Below are 17,171 nucleotides of genomic sequence, written 5' to 3' on the forward strand. Positions count from 1 at the left end.
GACATGCGTGAGCGTGATCCGAATTGCCGATCCGTGACGCGGAGCGATCGGGGGCCGCGAGCGACGCAGCCCCCTGACCGGCCGGGTGGAACGGCTATTCCGGCCGCAGCAGCACGTGCTTCTTGCGTCCGAAGGAGAGCTTGATCACGCCCTCCGCCGTCAGGTCGGACGAGCGGAGCACCGCCTTCTCGTCGCTCACCTGCACGTCGTTGACCCGCAGGCCGCCGCCCTTGATCTGGCGGCGCGCCTCGCTGGTCGAGGGGACGAGCTTGGCGTAGTCCGGCCCGAAGGCGGTGAGCACGCCGAGGCCCGCTTCCAGCACCGCGGACGGCACGGGAATCGTCGGCAGGGATTGCGCCAGCGTGCCCTCGACGAAGGTTTTGCGGGCGGTCTCGGCGGCGGCCGACGCGGCCTCCGCGCCGTGCATCAGCGCCGTCGCCTCGGTGGCGAGGATCGTCTTGGCCTCGTTGATCTCGGCCCCCTGAAGTGCGGCGAGGCGCGCGATCTCGGGCAGCGGCAGCAGCGTGAACAGCTTGAGGAAGCGGCCGACATCGGCGTCCTCGGTGTTGCGCCAGAACTGCCAGTAATCGTACGGCGAGAGCATCCCGGCATCGAGCCAGACGGCCCCGGCCGCGGTCTTGCCCATCTTGGCGCCCGACGACGTGGTCAGGAGCGGGCAGGTCAGGGCGTAGAGCTGCGGCGTGCCCATGCGGCGGCCGAGATCGATGCCGTTGACGATGTTGCCCCATTGGTCCGAGCCGCCCATCTGCAGGCGGGTGCCGAGGCGGCGATTCAGCTCCACGAAGTCGTAGGACTGCAGGATCATGTAGTTGAATTCCAGGAACGAGAGTTCCTGGTCGCGCTCCAGCCGCATCCGCACGCTGTCCATCGACATCATGCGGTTGACCGAGAAATGCCGGCCGATGTCGCGCAGCATCTCGATGTAGTTGAGCTTCGTCAGCCACTCGGCGTTGTCGACCATCACCGCGCCGTTTCCGCCTTCATCGAAGGAAAGGAAGCGCGAGAAGGTTTGCTTGATGCCTTCCTTGTTGGCCTCGATCTGCTCCAGCGTCAGGATCTTGCGCGCCTCGTCGCGGCCGGACGGGTCGCCGACGCGGGTGGTGCCGCCGCCCATCAGCACGACCGGCTTGCCGCCGGTCTTCTGAAGCCAGTGCAGCATCATGATCGAGAGCAGGTGGCCGACATGGAGCGAGGCCGCCGTGCAATCGTAGCCGGTATAGGTCGTCAGCCCCCCTTCCGCCGCCAGCGCATCAATGCCGGCGAGGTCCGAGGCCTGATGGATATAGCCGCGCTCCTGCAGCACCCGGATGAAGTCGGATTTCGGCGCGAAGCTCTCGGCGGTCATCGTGATCGGTCTCGGATGGTTTGGCGGCGCGACAGGGGCGCGGCCGGAATGCTATCCCGTGAGGGGAAGCGCTCGCGCGGGCTCTTAGCAGGGCAGGCCGCGAAAGGCACGAGCCCGGATTTTTGGGGATAGGGGCGGCCATGGCGATGAAGCGCGCGATCGGCCTGATGAGCGGCACGTCTCTCGACGGGATCGACGTGGCGCTGATCGAGAGCGACGGCGAGCGCATCCGCATCGTCAAATCCGCCAACGGCTTCGTCGCGCCCCTCGGGCCGACGGGCTATCGCGGCTACGACGAGGCCGAGAAGCTGCTTCTGCGTGAGGCGACGCGGGATGCGGAAGGGCTGCGGGCGCGCACCGACCGGCCGGGCCGCCTCGCGGAGGCGGAAGCGTTCGTCACCCGCGCCCATGCCGAGGCGATCGAAGCATTCCTGGCGGCGAACGACCTCCGGCCGGAGGACATCGACGTCGTCGGCTTCCACGGCCAGACGGTGATTCACCGGCCCAAGCTCGGCCTCACGGTCCAGGTCGGCGACGGCGAGGCTCTGGCCAAGCGTCTCGGCATCCGCGTCGTGTCCGACATGCGCGCCAACGACGTGGCGCAGGGCGGGCAGGGCGCGCCGCTGGTGCCGGTGTTCCACAAGGCTTTGGCCGAGGCCGCGGGATTCGCCGGTCCGCTCGGCATCCTTAATATCGGCGGCCTCGCCAACGCCACCCTGATCGATTCGAGCGGCACCATGCTCGCCTTCGATACGGGGCCGGGCAACGGGCCGATCAACGACTGGATGAAGGAGCGGGTGGGCCAGGATTTCGATGAGGGCGGCGCCACCGCCGCCCGCGGCACGGTGGACGACGAGCTGCTCGAAAACCTGCTCGGCCATCCGCTGATCCTGCGCGCGCCGCCGAAATCGCTGGACCGCAACTGGTTCTCGCATCGGCTGGCCGGCTATCTCACGGTCGAGGACGGCGCGGCGACGCTCACCGCCTTCACCGCCCACGCGGTCGCCCGCAGCCGCATCTTCACGCCGGAGCCGCCGACCCGCTGGATCGTCGGCGGGGGAGGGGCGAAGAACGAGACGCTGATGGCGATGCTGAAGCAGCTCCTCGACGCCGAGGTGCTGAACGCGGACGACATCGGCTGGTCCTCGGACTTTCTCGAAGCGCAGGCCTTCGCCTATCTCGCGCTCCGTGCGCTGGAGGGATTGCCGCTCACCTACCCGACGACCACGGGGGTTGCCGCGCCGGTGACGGGCGGGGTCGTCTCCGAACCGTGAGCCTCGTCCGTTGAGCCTTGGCCACGCCCTGCGCCGCATCGTCGAGGAATATCCGCTCGCGCGCACCGACCCGCCGGCCGGGCATCCGCTCGCGCATGTGATCCGAAACGGCGCGCCGGACGAGCTGCGCCGGGTCCTGGCCCCCCTCGGCGGGCCGTTCCTGGTCAAGGGCAGCCCCGGCCGCGGCAGCCATTGGGCCGCGGTGCCGTGGCTCGCGGTGTTCGACCCCGCCGTGACGACGAGCGCCACCCGCGGCTACTACCTCGTCTACCTGTTCCCGGCGCACTGGGAGGCAGTGCATCTCTCCCTAGCGCAGGGGACCGTCGCGGCGATCCGCGAGCACGGGCGGCACTCGGGCGAGCACCTGCGCGCCAGCGGGGCCCGGCTTCGGGAACGGCTCTCAGATTTCTCGGATGTTCTGCCGGTCCCGGCGATCACCCTCGGCAGCGCGGGTGAGCTGCCCGAGGGCTACGAGGCCGCCCATATCCTCGGGCTAACCTACACTCTCGCCGACCTCGGCGACGAGCGGCGGCTGCACGCCGACCTCGCCACCGGCCTCGCCGCCTACCGGGCGCTGAAGACGCGGGGCGGGCTCGATCTTCCAGCCCCGCACTCGGGCGTCAGTGGGGTGGAGCCGCAGAGGCCGTGAGGCGGACGTTCAAGGCGTTCAGGACACGTAGCGCCGTGTCGAGGCTCGGATTGCCGTCATCCGACAGCGCCCGGTAGAGGCTTTCCCGCGATAACCCTGTCTCGCGAGCGATCTGGGTCATACCGCGGGCGCGCGCCGCGACACCGAGCGCCCGGCGAAACAGCGCGGCGTCGCCCTCTTCGACGGCCGCGGCGAGATATGCGGCGACGGCCTCGTCGCTATCGAGGAACTCCGCCGAATCGTATGGGCTCACCTCTGTCATGCGGCAGCGTAGCCCACAGACGACATTCCAGCGACAGGCTCCTCGGTCGCGCCAAACCCGAGCGCACGCGGTGGATCGAAGATCGCGCGGAGTTTGTGCCGCCTCGCATCCCGCGCTAAGGCACGCGCGCCATGTCGCACAACACCTTCGGCCACCTGTTCCGCGTCACCACCTTCGGCGAGAGCCACGGGGTGGCGCTCGGCTGCGTGGTAGATGGGTGTCCGCCCGGCCTCGCGCTCGAAGCCGAGGAGATCCAGGCGGAGCTCGACCGGCGCAAACCCGGCCAGTCGCGCTTCACCACGCAGCGGCGCGAGCCCGATCAGGTGAAGATCCTGTCCGGCGTGTTCAGCGACGACCGCACCGGCGGGCGCCAGCTCACCACCGGCACGCCGATCGCGCTGATGATCGAGAACACCGATCAGCGCTCGAAAGACTATTCCGAGATCCGCGACAGCTACCGCCCCGGCCATGCCGATTTCACCTACGACGCCAAGTACGGCATCCGCGATTATCGCGGCGGCGGACGCTCCTCCGCCCGCGAGACCGCCGCGCGGGTTGCGGCCGGCGCGGTGGCGCGCAAGGTCATCCCCGGCATCACCATCCGCGCCGCCCTGGTGCAGATGGGGCCGCACGCGATCGACCGCGCGAACTGGGACTGGGAGCAGGTCGGCCAAAACCCGTTCTTCTGCCCCGATGCGAAGGCGGCCGCGCTCTACGAGACCTATCTCGACGCGATCCGAAAGGACGGCTCCTCGGTCGGCGCGGTGATCGAGGTGGTGGCCGAGGGCGTGCCGCCCGGCCTCGGCGCGCCGATCTACGGCAAGCTCGACGCGGATCTGGCCGCGGCGATGATGTCGATCAACGCGGTCAAGGGCGTCGAGATCGGCGACGGCTTCGCGGCGGCCGCTTTGCGCGGCGAGGACAATGCCGACGAGATGCGCGCCGGCAATGACGGCCGCCCGCGCTTTCTCGCCAACCATGCCGGCGGCATCCTGGGCGGCATCTCGTCGGGCGAGCCGGTGGTTGTCCGGTTTGCCGTGAAGCCGACCTCCTCGATCCTGACGCCGCGCCAGAGCGTGAACCGCGACGGGGCTGAGATCGATCTCATCACCAAGGGCCGCCACGACCCCTGCGTCGGCATCCGCGCCGTCCCCGTCGCCGAGGCGATGATGGCCTGCGTGCTGGCGGACCATTATCTTCGCCATCGCGGGCAGAATGGCGAGCGCCCGTGAGAACGCACGATCTCCCATCGATCCCCTCATCCTGAGGTGCCGCGAAGCGGCCTCGACGAAGGCTTCAGATCCCGCGCGATGCCCGGAGACCCCTTCGAGGCCTGCGCCGTCGCTTCGGCACCTCAGGGTGAGGCGGTGGATGAGGGATCGCCGATTGGTGTAACGACTGTTTTCAAACCGCTGAACGAGACGAAGCCGTGCCCCATTGCAGCGTCACCGAGGCCATCGAAGCCTTCGCCCGCGGCGAGATCGTGGTCGTCACCGACGACGACGACCGCGAGAACGAGGGCGACCTCGTCGTCGCCGCCTCGCTCTGCACGCCGGAGAAGATGGCATTCATCATCCGCAACACCTGCGGCATCGTCTGCGCGCCGATCACCCTCGACGAAGCGCGCCGCCTCCATCTCGACCCGATGGTGGCCTCGAACGACGCGCCGCTCGGCACCGCCTTCACCGTCACGGTGGATGTGCGCCACGGGCTCACCACCGGCATCTCGGCCGAGCAGCGCTGCAACACCGTCCGCGCGCTCGCCAACGGCAATATGGGCGCGGGCGATTTCGTGCGGCCGGGCCACGTCTTCCCGCTCATCGCTCGCGATGGCGGCGTGCTGATGCGCTCCGGGCATACGGAAGCCGCGGTCGATCTGTGCAAGCTCGCGGGTCTGCCGCCGGTCGGCGTGATCTGCGAACTCGCCAACGACGACGGCACCGTGATGAAGGGGCCGCAGATCGACACGTTTTCCGAGCAGCACAGCCTCAAGCGGGTCTCGGTGGCTGATCTCATCGCCTACCGCCAAGCCCGCGACCGGCTGGTCGAGCGCGTCGGCACCTTCCCGGTGAAGTCCGAGTTCGGGGCGATGACCGGCTATGCCTACGTCACCCCGTTCGAGCCGATCCAGCAATTCGCCTTCGTCCACGGTGCCATCGGCGACGGCCGCAACATGCCGGTGCGCCTGCACCGCTCCAACGTCGTCGCCGACGTGATCGAGGGCGGGGCGCAGATCGACTCGGTGATGCGCCGCTTCGCCAAGGAGGGCCGCGGCATCCTCGTTTATCTGCGCGACGGCACCGCGGGCGTGCCGCTCAACCGCTACGCCGAGGAAGAGGGCGCCGAGGCGCAGCGCGTGCGCCAGTGGCGCGAGGTGGGGCTCGGCGCGCAAATCCTGCGCGACCTCGGCGTTGTCTCGATCCGCAACCTGTCCTCGTCGTCGCGCTCCTATGTCGGCCTGTCGGGCTTCGGCATCGAGCTGGTCAGCGAAGAGCCGCTGGAGGGCTAAAGACTGGCAGCCGCGCGGCCCCTTGCGGGCAAGCGCGGCCGTTCCCAGTTCCTTTTCGAGGCGGCTTCGTCAGCGACACGCGGCCGTCGGTTTCGGAAAAGGAGCGTGCATGGTCCTCGTCCCCTGTCCGGCCTGCGATCACCGCGTCTCGGAGAAGGCGTTCGCCTGCCCGTCCTGCGGGCATCCCGGCCGTGCCGCCGACCGGCACGGGGTCGTGCCGGCGCTGAGCCGCGTCGCCGGAACCTACGTCTCCGCCAACGCCGTGACCGGGGCGATTCTCGGCAGCGTGATGTTCCTCAGCGTCGCCGCCGTGCTCATCACGCTGATCCTCGCGCACCGGTAGGCGCAACGGCCGGCGGTGCCCGTCACCGCCCCATCAGCGCATCCATGTGGGCGGCGACCGAGCGGGCGAGCCCGTCGAGACTGTAGCCGCCCTCCAGGATCGACACGACGCGGCCGCCGGCATGGCGGTCGGCGATCTCCATCAGCCGCCGCGTCGCCCAGCCGAAATCCGCCTCTTCGAGTTGGATGTTGGCCAGGGGATCGAGCTTGTGCGCGTCGAACCCCGCCGAGATCACGATCAGGTCGGGCGCGAAGGCGTCGAGCCGCGGCAGGATGCGGGCCTCGAAGGCCTCGCGAAACAATTCGCTGCCGTCGAAGGCTTTGAGCGGCGCGTTGACGATGGTGTCGTGGTCGCCGCGCTCGCCCGTGGCGCCCGATCCCGGAAACAGCGGCATCTGGTGCGTCGAGGCATACATCACCGTCTTGTCGGCCCAGAAGATGTCCTGCGAGCCGTTGCCGTGGTGGACATCCCAATCCACCAGCGCGACGCGCGTGGCACCGAACGCCTTCTGTGCGTGGCGCACGGCGATCGCCGCGTGGTTGAACAGGCAGAAGCCCATGGCGCGACCGCGCTCGGCATGGTGGCCGGGCGGGCGCATGGCGACGAAGGCGTTGGCGCATTCCCCCTTCATCACCGCATCGACCGCATGGTTCGACCCGCCGATGGCGTGCAGGCAGGTGTTGAGCGTGCCCGGCGACATCAGCGTATCGCCGTCGATCTGAAAGAAGCCCTCGTCGGGCGAGGCCGCGACGATGGTCTCGACGTAGGATGCGGGGTGGGCGAGTTCGGCGATCGCCGCCTCGGCCTTCGGCGCATGGCAGCGCACCAGGGCGGCGAAGCGCTCGTCCTCGAGGGCGCGCTCGACCGCCTGCATGCGGGCCGGCCGCTCGGGATGGCCGGTCGGGACCGCGTGTTCGACCGCGCTCGGATGGGTGACGTACAGGGTGCTCAGGGCCGTTTCTCCCGGTGCCCAAGGCGATGATGCCCGTTCGGGCACCCCGCCTCGTCGCGTGCCGCCCTGCGAAAGCGGGGCGAGCGTGTTGTTGCCGATGCGGTGCGCCCGATCTTGCGCCGGACCTTCCACCGCCCTTGTCGTCTCGAACTTGTCGATCTTGTCGCCCGCGCGCAACAGCGCAAAACGGGACAGGCGCGCGGATCGATCTCGTCCACAACCGGCCGTGTCGCGGTCCAAGCTTGGCCACAAACCGACCTTCAACCTGCGGTGGCTTTTCTCGAACGACCGGCCCCCGTCATGCGCCCTTTGCCCGCCCTCGCGCTTCTCGTGGGCCTCGTGCCGCTCGCGGCCTGCCAGTCGCAGACGGCGCAGGTCGCTCAACCCGTCCCCCTCGTCGGTGAATTGCCCGCCGTGCCGCCGCTGCCGCCGGGGCCGGAGCGGGATGCGGCCTGGATGAAGCTGGCGCCGAAAGCCCCGCTCGATCCGGCGCTGGCCCGCACCACCGTCGATTTCGCGACCCGCGAGCCCGTCGGCACCCTCGTCGTCGATACGGCCGAGCGGCGGCTCTACCTCGTGCAGCCCGGCGGCAAGGCGATGCGCTACCCCGTCTCGGTGGGGCGGGCGGGCCTCGAATGGACCGGCCGGGCCGAGATCGACCGCAAGCTCGAATGGCCGGACTGGAACCCGGCCCCCGAGATGATCGGCCGCCACCCCGATCTGCCGTCGCGCCTGGAGGGCGGCCCGTTCAGCCCGATCGGCGCCCGCGCGCTCTACCTCGCGCAGAATCGCAAGGACACGCTCTACCGCATCCACGGCACCAACGAGCCGGAGACGATCGGGCAGGCGGTCTCCTCGGGCTGCATCCGCATGCTGAACGAGGACGTGATGGACCTCTACGAGCGCGTGCCCGTCGGGACGAAGGTCGTGGTTCGCTAAAGAGAGTCTTACTTTGCCAAAGCAAGCTTTTCGAAAGGCTCAATCGTGAGCAGCCGTTTACCTGAACACGGGTTCAGATTTGGCCATTAACCTCTTCGAGCGTTGTCGGTCCGTAATGTCAGCACAGACACGGACGAACACCGGCGACAACGAGCTCGAAAGGCACCTGACCATGACCAACACTGCTCTTGAACTGTTCTGCACCCGCATCGTCGACGCCGGCAGCCTGAACCAGGACGACGTTCGCGAACTCGCCCGCGACATCCTCCCCGACGGCATCATGGGCCGCGACGAGGCCGACCTGCTGCTGGCGCTGGACCGCGCCGTCGCCGACACCCACGAAGGCTTTGCCGCCTTCGTCACGGCGGAAGTCGTGAACTTCGCCGTCTACGGCGAGCGCCCCACCGGCATCATCACCCGCGAGATGTCCGCATGGCTCTCCGCCTCCATCGCCGGCCGCAAGGGCCCGACCGCGCTCGGCGCCCGCATCGCCATGGAGATCGTGCGCGAGGCCGACACCAGCGACGAGACGCTGATCGCCTTCGCCCTCAAGGCCAAGAGCGCGACCGCCAAGAGTGCAACCGCCAAGGCCGTCGCCTGCCGCACCGGTCGCATGCCCTGCGCTGCATGATGAATTCAGTTTTGAGCCCAGATACGCCGAGGGCATCCGCTCCGCGGCCAGCATCCGAGCCCCATCGAAATTCGAATTGACGGCGCCTCAATCGGATTTCACCGAAGCTGGCCTTTTGGGGAGTGCCGCATAGCTTCCGTCTCTCGCGTAAGTGCTTTATCGGGATGCGTTCGGGCTTGCCTTCGGGAGGGGCAGGTCGGGACAGTCACCCTCAAGAAGCGGCTGCGATGTTCGATAAGATCCTGATTGCCAACCGGGGCGAAATCGCCTGCCGCATCATCAAGACGGCCCGGAAGATGGGCATCAAGACGGTGGCGGTCTATTCGGACGCCGACCGTGATGCGGTCCATGTCGCGATAGCCGACGAGGCCGTGAATATCGGCCCGGCGCCCGCCGCGCAGTCCTACCTTCTGATCGAAAAGATCATCGACGCCTGCAAGCAGACCGGCGCCCAGGCGGTCCATCCGGGCTACGGCTTCCTCTCCGAGCGCGAGGCGTTCCCGAAGGCGCTGGCCGAGGCCGGCATCGTCTTCATCGGCCCGAATCCGGGCGCCATCGCCGCCATGGGCGACAAGATCGAATCCAAGAAGGCCGCGGCCGCAGCCAACGTCTCGACGGTGCCGGGCTTCCTCGGCGTGATCGAGTCGCCTGAGCACGCCGTGAAGATTGCCGACGAGATCGGCTATCCCGTGATGATCAAGGCCTCGGCCGGCGGCGGCGGCAAGGGCATGCGCATCGCCGAATCGGCAGACGAGGTCGCCGAGGGCTTTGCCCGCGCCAAGTCCGAGGCTTCGTCCTCCTTCGGCGACGACCGCGTCTTCGTGGAAAAGTTCATCACCGACCCGCGCCACATCGAGATCCAGGTGATCGGCGACAAGCACGGCAACGTGATCTATCTCGGCGAGCGCGAATGCTCGATCCAGCGCCGTAACCAGAAGGTCATCGAGGAGGCGCCGTCGCCGCTCCTCGACGAAGAGACCCGCCGCAAGATGGGCGAGCAGGCCGTCGCGCTGGCCAAGGCCGTGAATTACGACTCCGCCGGCACCGTCGAGTTCGTCGCGGGCCAGGACAAGTCGTTCTACTTCCTCGAAATGAACACCCGCCTTCAGGTGGAGCACCCGGTCACCGAGATGATCACCGGGCTCGACCTCGTCGAGCTGATGATCCGGGTGGCCGCCGGCGAGACGCTGCCGCTGACGCAAGGTCAGGTGAAGCTCGACGGCTGGGCGGTCGAGAGCCGCGTCTATGCCGAGGATCCGACCCGCAACTTCCTGCCCTCGATCGGCCGGCTGACCACCTACCAGCCGCCGGAAGAAGGTCCGCTCGGCGGCGCGATCGTGCGCAACGATACCGGCGTGGAGGAGGGCGGCGAGATCGCGATCCACTACGATCCGATGATCGCCAAGCTCGTCACCTGGGCGCCGACCCGTCTGGAGGCGATCGAGGCGCAGGCGACCGCGCTCGACGCCTTCGCCATCGAGGGCATCCGCCACAACATCCCCTTCCTCGCCACCCTGATGGCCCATCCCCGCTGGCGCGACGGCCGGCTCTCGACGGGCTTCATCAAGGAGGAGTTCCCAGAAGGCTTCATCGCCCCCGAGCCCGAGGGGCCGGTCGCCCTGCGGCTCGCGGCGGTGGCGGCGGCGATCGACCACAAGCTCAACGTCCGCAAGCGCGGCATCTCCGGCCAGATGCGCGACCCGAGCCTGCTGACCTTCCAGCGCGAGCGCGTGGTGGTGCTCTCCGGCCAGCGCTTCAACGTCACCGTCGATGCGGATGGCGACGACCTCCTCGTCACCTTCGACGACGGTACGACGGCCCCGGTGCGCAGCCAGTGGCGCCCCGGTGCGCCGGTTTGGAGCGGGACGGTCGGCGATCAGTCGGTCGCGATCCAGGTGCGCCCGCTCCTCAACGGCGTGTTCCTGCAGCATGCGGGCGCGGCGGCGGAAGCGCGGGTCTTCACCCGCCGCGAGGCCGAACTCGCCGACCTGATGCCGGTCAAGGAGAATGCCGGCTCCGGCAAGCAGCTCCTTTGCCCGATGCCCGGCCTGGTCAAGCAGATCATGGTCAGCGAGGGCCAGGAGGTGAAGAACGGCGAGCCGCTGGCCATCGTCGAGGCGATGAAGATGGAGAACGTGCTGCGCGCCGAGCGCGACGGCACCATCTCCAAGATCGCCGCCAAGGAAGGCGACAGCCTCGCGGTGGATGCCGTGATCCTGGAATTCGCCTGATCGGCAGAACGCTCCGGCCATCCCTGGACGAAGCGATCCGGCAGGGCGACCTGTCCGCGTAAGACACCGCCCTGGATTGCTTCGCTCGCGACGACGGAATGGGTTTCCGTACCGTCCCGGTGAGCGAAGCCGAAGCGGTCCGGGGCGCTACGATCGGTATGACCGCTTCCGCAGAACGTCCGAACTGACGACGCACGACAAAGGATCGAGGGCGGATCACCTCGGTCTTCGACCGCATCCGCCGGCGGGCGGGCGCGCCACTCCATCACCCCGAAAATATGCCGCTCTACTTTGCCTACGGCGCCAACATGGACGCCGCCGCCATGGCCCAGCGCTGCCCGGCTTCGCAACTGATCGGGCGCGGGCGCTTGCCGCGGCACCGCTTCATCATCATGCGCGAGGGCTGGGCCTCCGTGGTGCGCGCGCCGGGCGCCACGGTGTGGGGCGTGCTGTGGGAGCTGGCGCTCTCCGACGTGCCGGCCCTCGACCGCTACGAGGGCGTGGCGGGCGGCCTCTACGTGAAGGCCTATCAGCCGATCGTCTCCGAGGGCGGCACGAAGCGGGCCCTGATCTATCTCGGCCGCAGCGGAGCCGGCGGCCTGCCACGGCCGGGCTATCTCGAAGCGGTGCTCGCGGCGGGGCAGGCGGCCCAACTCCCCGGCCCGTACCTCCAGGAAATCCGCGGCTGGCAGCGCCGCACGCCGGCCTGACGCGCGACGATCCCTGGCACCTGAACTGCGGAGTTTGGGTCGAAGCTACCTCGGCAGCCCGCTCTGCACTGTGCGGCTTCCGCAACTTCGTCGGCGGCGTGCGCTTCATCTGGCGGGCGTGGTATCTCACCGACCGACCGTAGGCAGCCGCGCGCCGCAGTGGGTCCGCGCCGGCCTCCGCCGCTAAGGCCACCCGCGAGCCGGAAACGCGAGGTTCCGGCGACGGCAAGAAACCGGGAGTTCCCGCCATCGTGAGCACCGACAGCAAGACCATCCGCATCGTGATCCGCGGCCGGGTGCAGGGCGTGTCCTACCGCGCCTGGACCAAGAAGCAGGCGGACCGGCATGGCGTCACCGGCTGGGTCCGCAACCTGCCCGACCGTACCGTCGAAGCCTTGTTCTTCGGCCCCGTGGAGGCGGTCGACACGCTGCTCGCCGCGTGCCGGCGCGGGCCCTTCGCGGCGCGCGTCGACGGCATCGAGGTGAGCGAGGAGGCCGGGCCGGCTCCGGGCGCGGGTTTCGAGATCCGCGCGTAGACAGGGCGAGGGCTTGCCCGCTGCGCCTCCGGCCTGTAGCCGCCGGTGCAGCACTCCGGCCCGGAGCGGCACGACGACACCGCGATGACGACGCCCTGACCATGTGGGACCTCCACGCCTTTTCCCCGCTCGACTTCGCGGCCCTCGTCTTCTTCGTGGCGTCCTGGGCCGGCTACAGCTTCGCCGTGCAGCGGCGGCGGGGCGACCGGCTGAGCCTCAGCCAGATCATGAACCGGCAGCGGCACAAATGGGCCGTTCAGATGATCACCCGCGACAACCGCGTGGTGGATACGACGATCAACGCTTCGCTCCAGAACGGCACCGCCTTCTTCGCCTCGACCTCGCTGATCGCGCTCGGCTCGGTGCTGACGCTCTCGCGCTCGGGCGACGATGTGCTGAACCTGTTCTCCGCGCTGCCCTTCGGCGCGGGGACGACCCGCCAGACCTGGGAGATCAAGGTCACCGGGCTCGCGATCGTGTTCGTCTACGCCTTCTTCAAGTTCGCCTGGGCCTACCGGCTGTTCAACTACGGCGCGATCCTGATCGGCGCGGTGCCGCCCAAGGGCTCGGGCGCCTCCGAGGCCGTGATGCTGCGCGCCGCCGAGCGGGCCGGGGCGATGAACGTGGCGGCGGGCTCGCATTTCGCGAAAGGCCAGCGTGCCTTCCTGTTCGCACTGGCCTATCTCGGCTGGTTCGTGAGCGCACCGGTATTGATGCTCGCCACCGCCAGCGTGGTCTGGGTGATGTGGCGGCGCCAGTTCTCCACCCGGATTCGCGCCTTCCTGCTCGACGAGGATGATGTCCATGGCCGATGAAGCCGCGATCGAAGAGACGATGCTGCGGCTCGTGACCGAGCGGGGCGCGGACAAGACCTGCTGCCCCTCCGAGATCGCCCGTGCGCTCGGCGGCCCGCATCCGGATGGCTGGAGCCCCTTGATGCAGCCGGTTCGCCGCGTCGCCGTGCGGCTGACGAAAGAAGGCCGGGTTCAGATCATGCGCAAGGGCAAGCCGGTGGACGATCCGGACGATTTTCGCGGGATCTACCGCTTGAGCCTGCCGCGGGTCTGAAGGCCAGTTACGGCGCCGGCATCACCTCGTCGGTGTAGCCGGTGAGCCGGTAGGCGATCATGCCGATCCACTCCTTCACGCCGATATCGAGTTCCCCCAGACCGGTGGAAGCGAAGCTGGCGAGGCGGTACGCATCGCGCGGCCAGTTGGTGCGGTAATCGACCGGGTAGGCGGTGACATCGAAGCCGGCCTTGCGGAAGCAGCCCATCGAGCGCGGCATGTGCCAGGCGGAGGTGACGAGGAGCCAGCGTTCGCCCGGCTTCGGCTGCACCATCCGCGCGGAGAACACCGCGTTCTCATGCGTGTTGCGCGATTGCTGCTCGAGGATCAGGCGGTTGCGCGGCACGCCGAGGGTGTCGGCGAAGCGGCTGACGATCTCGGCCTCCGAGACCGCGTCCTCGCGGGTGCTGCCGGCGCCCCCGGAGAAGACGAGGCGCGCCTGCGGGTAGCGTCGGGCGAGGTCGCCCAGGGCGATGGCCCGCTCGCCCGCCTCGTTGACGGTGATCTGGTCGCGGCCGATCGAGGTATCAGCCTCGACCGTTCCCCCGAGCACGACGATGCCGGTGACCGGCGTGCCGTCATCGGTGAAGCTCGGAAACCGGTTCTCCAGCGGCGCCAGCGTCCAGGCCGAGAGCGGCGAGAGCCCGGCGACGAGGAGCCCGGCAAATCCCGCAACGGTGAGAACCCGCCCGATCCCGCGGCCGGCTTCGGTGAAGAGCAGGAGGCAGCCGAGAAGCCCGAGCAGGATCAGGAAGTTCGACGGCGTGAGGACGAAGAAGATTAGCTTCGAGAGCGGGAAGAACATCGTCTTCTTTCGTCCAGGGTTCGACACAGGCTGATCTCCGCGGGGAAGAATCAGGTGAGCGGCAGCGACAGAACGGCTGAGGCGGCCGGCCGTTGCGCGAGCGTGCCCAGCCAGCGGCGGATGTTCGGGCGCTCCTCCCGCGCCAGCGGCAGTTGGAACCAGCGATTCGCCGCCAGCCCCACGGCGATGTCGGCGATGGAGAAAAGCTCGCCCGCCACGTAGGGCGTGTCAGCCAGATGCCGGTCGAGCAGGGCGGCACAGCGCTCGGACCCGGCCCGCGATGCCTCGATCAGCCGAGCGTCCTGCTTGTCGGGGGCGACGCGCACGAGTTGAAGGAAGGCATCGCGCATCGTCGGGGTGAAGGCGGTGGCCTGCCAATCGAGCCATTGGTCGACGAGCGCGCGGGCGCGGGGCGCCTCCGGCAGGGCCAGCGGGCCGCCATGGGCATAGGCGAGGTAGCGCAGGATCGCGTTCGACTCCCAGAGGACGAAACCGTCCTCTTCCAGGGTCGGCACGAGGCCGTTGGGATTCAGCGCGCGATAGCGCGGCTCGCCGACGATGCCGTGGGCGCCGCCCGCCTCGATATGTTCGTAGACCAGACCCAGCTCGTCGAGCGCCCAGAGCGCCTTCTGGACGTTTCCGGAGCTGGCCCGCCCCCACAGCTTCAGCGTCATCCTCGGTCCTCGTCGTCGCTCTCGGGGGGATAGGCGTGAACGGCCCCGCTCGGGTCGGTCACCCGCCAGGACGCGCCCGCCGCGTCAAGGTAGTCCGGCCCCACCGGCACCTTGCCGTGGCCGCCGGGAATGTCGAGCACGTAGAGCGGCTGGGCGAGGCCGGAGAGGCGACCGCGCAAGGCTCGCATCAGCGCCTGCCCCTCCGGCAGTTCCGTGCGCAGATGGCCGGTGCCCGGCGCGAGGTCGCCGTGATGGAGGTAGTAGGGCTTGATCCGGTTCTCGACGAAGCTGCGCATCAGAGCTTCCAGCGTCTCCGCATCGTCGTTGACGCCGCGCAGGAGCACGCTCTGGCTCACCATCGGGATGCCGGCATCGACCAGCCGGGCGATGGCACCCTGCGCGGCCGGCGTGAATTCGCGCGGATGGTTCGCGTGGAGCGCCACGAACACCGCGCCGGAAAACCCCTTGAGGGCGGCGACCAGGGCCGCATCCACGCAGGCGGGCTCGACCACGGGCACGCGGGTGTGGAAGCGCAAAACCCGCACATGCGGGATCGCGCCGAGCGCCTCGGTGATCGCCGCGAGCCGCCGGGGCGAGAGGGCGAAGGGGTCGCCCCCCGTCACCACCACCTCCCAGATTTCGGGATGCGCGGCGATGTAGCGGTAGGCCGCCGCCAACTCCCCCTCGCTGAGCGAACCTTGGCCGGCGGGCCCGACGCGCTCGCGGCGGAAGCAGAAGCGGCAATAGACCGGGCAGATATGCAGCGGCTTCAGCAGCACCCGGTCGGGATAGCGGTGGACGATGCCGGGCACCGCCTCATGCGCGTCGTCGCCGATCGGATCGGCGCGCTCCTCGGCCCGCGTCTCGATCTCCTCCGCGCGGGGGATGAACTGGCGGGCGATCGGATCGGCGGGATCGCAGGCGTCGATCAGCTCGGCCATGTCGACCGTCACCGAGACGGCGTAGCGCGCCGCGACGCGCTCCAGGGCGGGGAGGGCTTGCGCATCCACCAGCCCGGCGCGGGCCAGCGCCGTGGCGCTCTTCAAGGCGAGGCTCACCGCAACCTGTTCCGGGGGACCGGGGTCCAGATCACGTCGTCGATGCGCGGCGCGCCGGTGGCCAGCATCACCAGCCGGTCGAAACCGAGCGCGATGCCGCTCGCCTCGGGCATCACCGCCAGCGCGTCCAGGAACTCCTCGTCGATGGGGTAGCGCTCGCCGTAGACGCGGGCCTTCTCCGCCATCTCCGCCTCGAAGCGGCGGCGCTGCTCGGCCGGGTCGGTGAGTTCGCCGAAGGCATTGGCGAGTTCGACGCCGCAGGCATAAAGCTCGAACCGCTCGGCGACGCGTGGGTCGCGCGGGCTCGGCCGGGCGAGCGCCGCTTCGCTCACCGGATACTCGCACAGGATGGTCGGGCGCCCCTGGCCGAGATGCGGCTCGATCAGCCCGACGAGGATGCGGCTGAACAGGTCGGCCCAGGTGTCGTCCGGCGCCACCCGCAGGCCGCGGGTCATCACCGCGTCGGCGAGCCCATCGCGGTCGGTCGTGCCGTCGGGCGAGACCGTGGCGAGGAGGTCGATGGCGGCAAAGCGCTGGAACGCCTCCGCGAGGGTCAGCCGCTCGAAGGGCGCGAACGGATCGGCCTCGCGCCCGCGGAAGGTGAGGCGTTTTACGCCCGCCGTCTCGGCGGCGAGCGCGAGCAGCGCGGCGCCGTCCTGCATCAGCGCGTCGTAGCCCTCGCCCGCCCGATACCATTCGAGCATCGTGAATTCGGGGTGGTGCAGCGCGCCGCGCTCGCGGTTGCGGAAGACGTGGGCGAGGCTGAACAGGCGCGGCTCGCCCGCCGCCAGCAGCTTCTTGCAGGCGAATTCCGGCGAGGTGTGGAGATAGAGCGGCTCGCGCCTCCCATCGGGCAGGATCGCCTCCGTGGCGAAGGCGGAGAGATGCGCCTCGTTGCCCGGCGAGACCTGCAGCGCGGCGGCTTCGACCTCGACGAAATCGCGCGCCGCGAACCACGCGCGAAACCCCGCGAGGATGCGGTTGCGCGTCAGCAGCAGCGGCCGGCGATCCGCATGGAGGCCGGGATGCCACCAGGGCGAAGACTCGTGACTCACGCGAAAACAGCCTCCGGCTGGCAACCGAGCCGCGGATAGGGTAGGGCCTCGCGGATGATTCCGCTCATCCGGCCGAGACGCCGGTGAAGAGCCGCCGTTCTCGTCAAGC

The 17,171-nt window shown here is 69.2% G+C and carries 19 protein-coding genes; 12 read left to right on the forward strand and 7 right to left on the reverse strand.

Going from position 1 to position 17,171, the window contains the following annotated elements; translation table 11 throughout:
* Positions 1-94 precede the first annotated feature (94 nt).
* The gene (gene tyrS / locus ASF53_RS05635; RefSeq protein ID WP_056195204.1) at positions 95-1,366 is read right to left on the reverse strand and encodes a tyrosine--tRNA ligase; all 1,272 of its coding nucleotides are present in this window, start codon (positions 1,364-1,366) and stop codon (positions 95-97) included.
* 140 nt (positions 1,367-1,506) lie between these two features.
* Between tyrS and ASF53_RS05640 the strand changes: the two genes are divergently transcribed.
* Both ASF53_RS05640 and ASF53_RS05645 read left to right on the forward strand, forming a co-directional pair.
* Positions 1,507-2,640, forward strand: a complete 1,134-nt coding sequence (locus tag ASF53_RS05640; RefSeq protein ID WP_056195207.1) for an anhydro-N-acetylmuramic acid kinase — start codon at positions 1,507-1,509, stop codon at positions 2,638-2,640.
* 10 nt (positions 2,641-2,650) lie between these two features.
* Positions 2,651-3,289 (forward strand): DUF3578 domain-containing protein, encoded by a 639-nt coding sequence (locus ASF53_RS05645; RefSeq protein ID WP_056195210.1) that lies wholly within the window; start codon positions 2,651-2,653, stop codon positions 3,287-3,289.
* On the opposite strand, the gene ASF53_RS05650 is transcribed toward ASF53_RS05645, so the two are convergent.
* Positions 3,261-3,551 carry an addiction module antidote protein gene (locus ASF53_RS05650; protein ID WP_056195213.1) on the reverse strand — a complete coding sequence of 97 codons (291 nt, stop codon included), beginning with the start codon at positions 3,549-3,551 and terminating at the stop codon, positions 3,261-3,263. The genes ASF53_RS05645 and ASF53_RS05650 overlap by 29 nt on opposite strands.
* A gap of 131 nt (positions 3,552-3,682) precedes the next feature.
* Between ASF53_RS05650 and aroC the strand changes: the two genes are divergently transcribed.
* From aroC to ASF53_RS05665, 3 genes are all read left to right on the forward strand, one after another.
* Positions 3,683-4,783 (forward strand): chorismate synthase, encoded by a 1,101-nt coding sequence (aroC, locus tag ASF53_RS05655; protein WP_056195216.1) that lies wholly within the window; start codon positions 3,683-3,685, stop codon positions 4,781-4,783.
* Between the two features lie 197 nt (positions 4,784-4,980).
* Entirely contained in the window at positions 4,981-6,060 is a 1,080-nt protein-coding gene (gene ribB, locus ASF53_RS05660; protein WP_056195219.1) for a 3,4-dihydroxy-2-butanone-4-phosphate synthase, read from the forward strand.
* Positions 6,061-6,169: 109 nt separating this feature from the next.
* Complete coding sequence (locus ASF53_RS05665; RefSeq protein WP_056195222.1) at positions 6,170-6,403, forward strand: hypothetical protein; 234 nt, start codon at positions 6,170-6,172, stop codon at positions 6,401-6,403.
* 22 nt (positions 6,404-6,425) lie between these two features.
* On the opposite strand, the gene ASF53_RS05670 is transcribed toward ASF53_RS05665, so the two are convergent.
* A complete protein-coding gene (locus tag ASF53_RS05670) occupies positions 6,426-7,355 on the reverse strand; it encodes a histone deacetylase family protein (protein WP_056195564.1) in 930 nt (309 codons plus the stop codon).
* 300 nt (positions 7,356-7,655) lie between these two features.
* On the opposite strand from ASF53_RS05670, the gene ASF53_RS05675 reads away from it, so the two are divergent.
* From ASF53_RS05675 to ASF53_RS05705, 7 genes are all read left to right on the forward strand, one after another.
* Entirely contained in the window at positions 7,656-8,294 is a 639-nt protein-coding gene (locus ASF53_RS05675) for a L,D-transpeptidase (protein ID WP_056195225.1), read from the forward strand.
* A 172-nt stretch (positions 8,295-8,466) separates the two neighbouring features.
* Positions 8,467-8,925, forward strand: a complete 459-nt coding sequence (locus ASF53_RS05680) for a hypothetical protein (RefSeq protein ID WP_056195567.1) — start codon at positions 8,467-8,469, stop codon at positions 8,923-8,925.
* Between the two features lie 227 nt (positions 8,926-9,152).
* Complete coding sequence (locus tag ASF53_RS05685; RefSeq protein ID WP_056195230.1) at positions 9,153-11,156, forward strand: acetyl-CoA carboxylase biotin carboxylase subunit; 2,004 nt, start codon at positions 9,153-9,155, stop codon at positions 11,154-11,156.
* 278 nt (positions 11,157-11,434) lie between these two features.
* Positions 11,435-11,866, forward strand: coding sequence for a gamma-glutamylcyclotransferase family protein (locus tag ASF53_RS05690; protein WP_056195232.1), 432 nt, complete (start codon positions 11,435-11,437; stop codon positions 11,864-11,866).
* A gap of 251 nt (positions 11,867-12,117) precedes the next feature.
* Positions 12,118-12,402, forward strand: coding sequence for an acylphosphatase (locus ASF53_RS05695; protein WP_056195236.1), 285 nt, complete (start codon positions 12,118-12,120; stop codon positions 12,400-12,402).
* Between the two features lie 101 nt (positions 12,403-12,503).
* Positions 12,504-13,217, forward strand: coding sequence for a DUF599 domain-containing protein (locus ASF53_RS05700; protein WP_056195239.1), 714 nt, complete (start codon positions 12,504-12,506; stop codon positions 13,215-13,217).
* Positions 13,207-13,470, forward strand: a complete 264-nt coding sequence (locus tag ASF53_RS05705; RefSeq protein WP_082482386.1) for a DUF3253 domain-containing protein — start codon at positions 13,207-13,209, stop codon at positions 13,468-13,470. Before ASF53_RS05700 ends, ASF53_RS05705 begins: the two co-directional genes overlap by 11 nt.
* 7 nt (positions 13,471-13,477) lie before the next feature.
* Here ASF53_RS05705 and ASF53_RS05710 read toward each other — a convergent pair whose 3' ends face one another.
* Genes ASF53_RS05710 through epmA form a run of 4 tightly spaced genes read right to left on the reverse strand, consistent with a single transcriptional unit; the run spans position 13,478 to position 17,062 of the window.
* Entirely contained in the window at positions 13,478-14,275 is a 798-nt protein-coding gene (locus ASF53_RS05710) for a YdcF family protein (protein WP_056195244.1), read from the reverse strand.
* Between the two features lie 50 nt (positions 14,276-14,325).
* On the reverse strand, positions 14,326-14,949 hold the full coding sequence (locus tag ASF53_RS05715; protein ID WP_056195247.1) for a glutathione S-transferase family protein: 624 nt from the start codon (positions 14,947-14,949) through the stop codon (positions 14,326-14,328).
* A complete protein-coding gene (locus ASF53_RS05720) occupies positions 14,946-16,007 on the reverse strand; it encodes a lysine-2,3-aminomutase-like protein (RefSeq protein ID WP_056195251.1) in 1,062 nt (353 codons plus the stop codon). Before ASF53_RS05720 ends, ASF53_RS05715 begins: the two co-directional genes overlap by 4 nt.
* A complete protein-coding gene (epmA, locus tag ASF53_RS05725) occupies positions 16,004-17,062 on the reverse strand; it encodes an EF-P lysine aminoacylase EpmA (RefSeq protein WP_056195254.1) in 1,059 nt (352 codons plus the stop codon). Before epmA ends, ASF53_RS05720 begins: the two co-directional genes overlap by 4 nt.
* Between the last annotated feature and the right edge of the window lie 109 nt (positions 17,063-17,171).

It is taken from the genome of Methylobacterium sp. Leaf123, from assembly GCF_001423405.1.
Classification (GTDB): Bacteria; Pseudomonadota; Alphaproteobacteria; order Rhizobiales; family Beijerinckiaceae; genus Methylobacterium.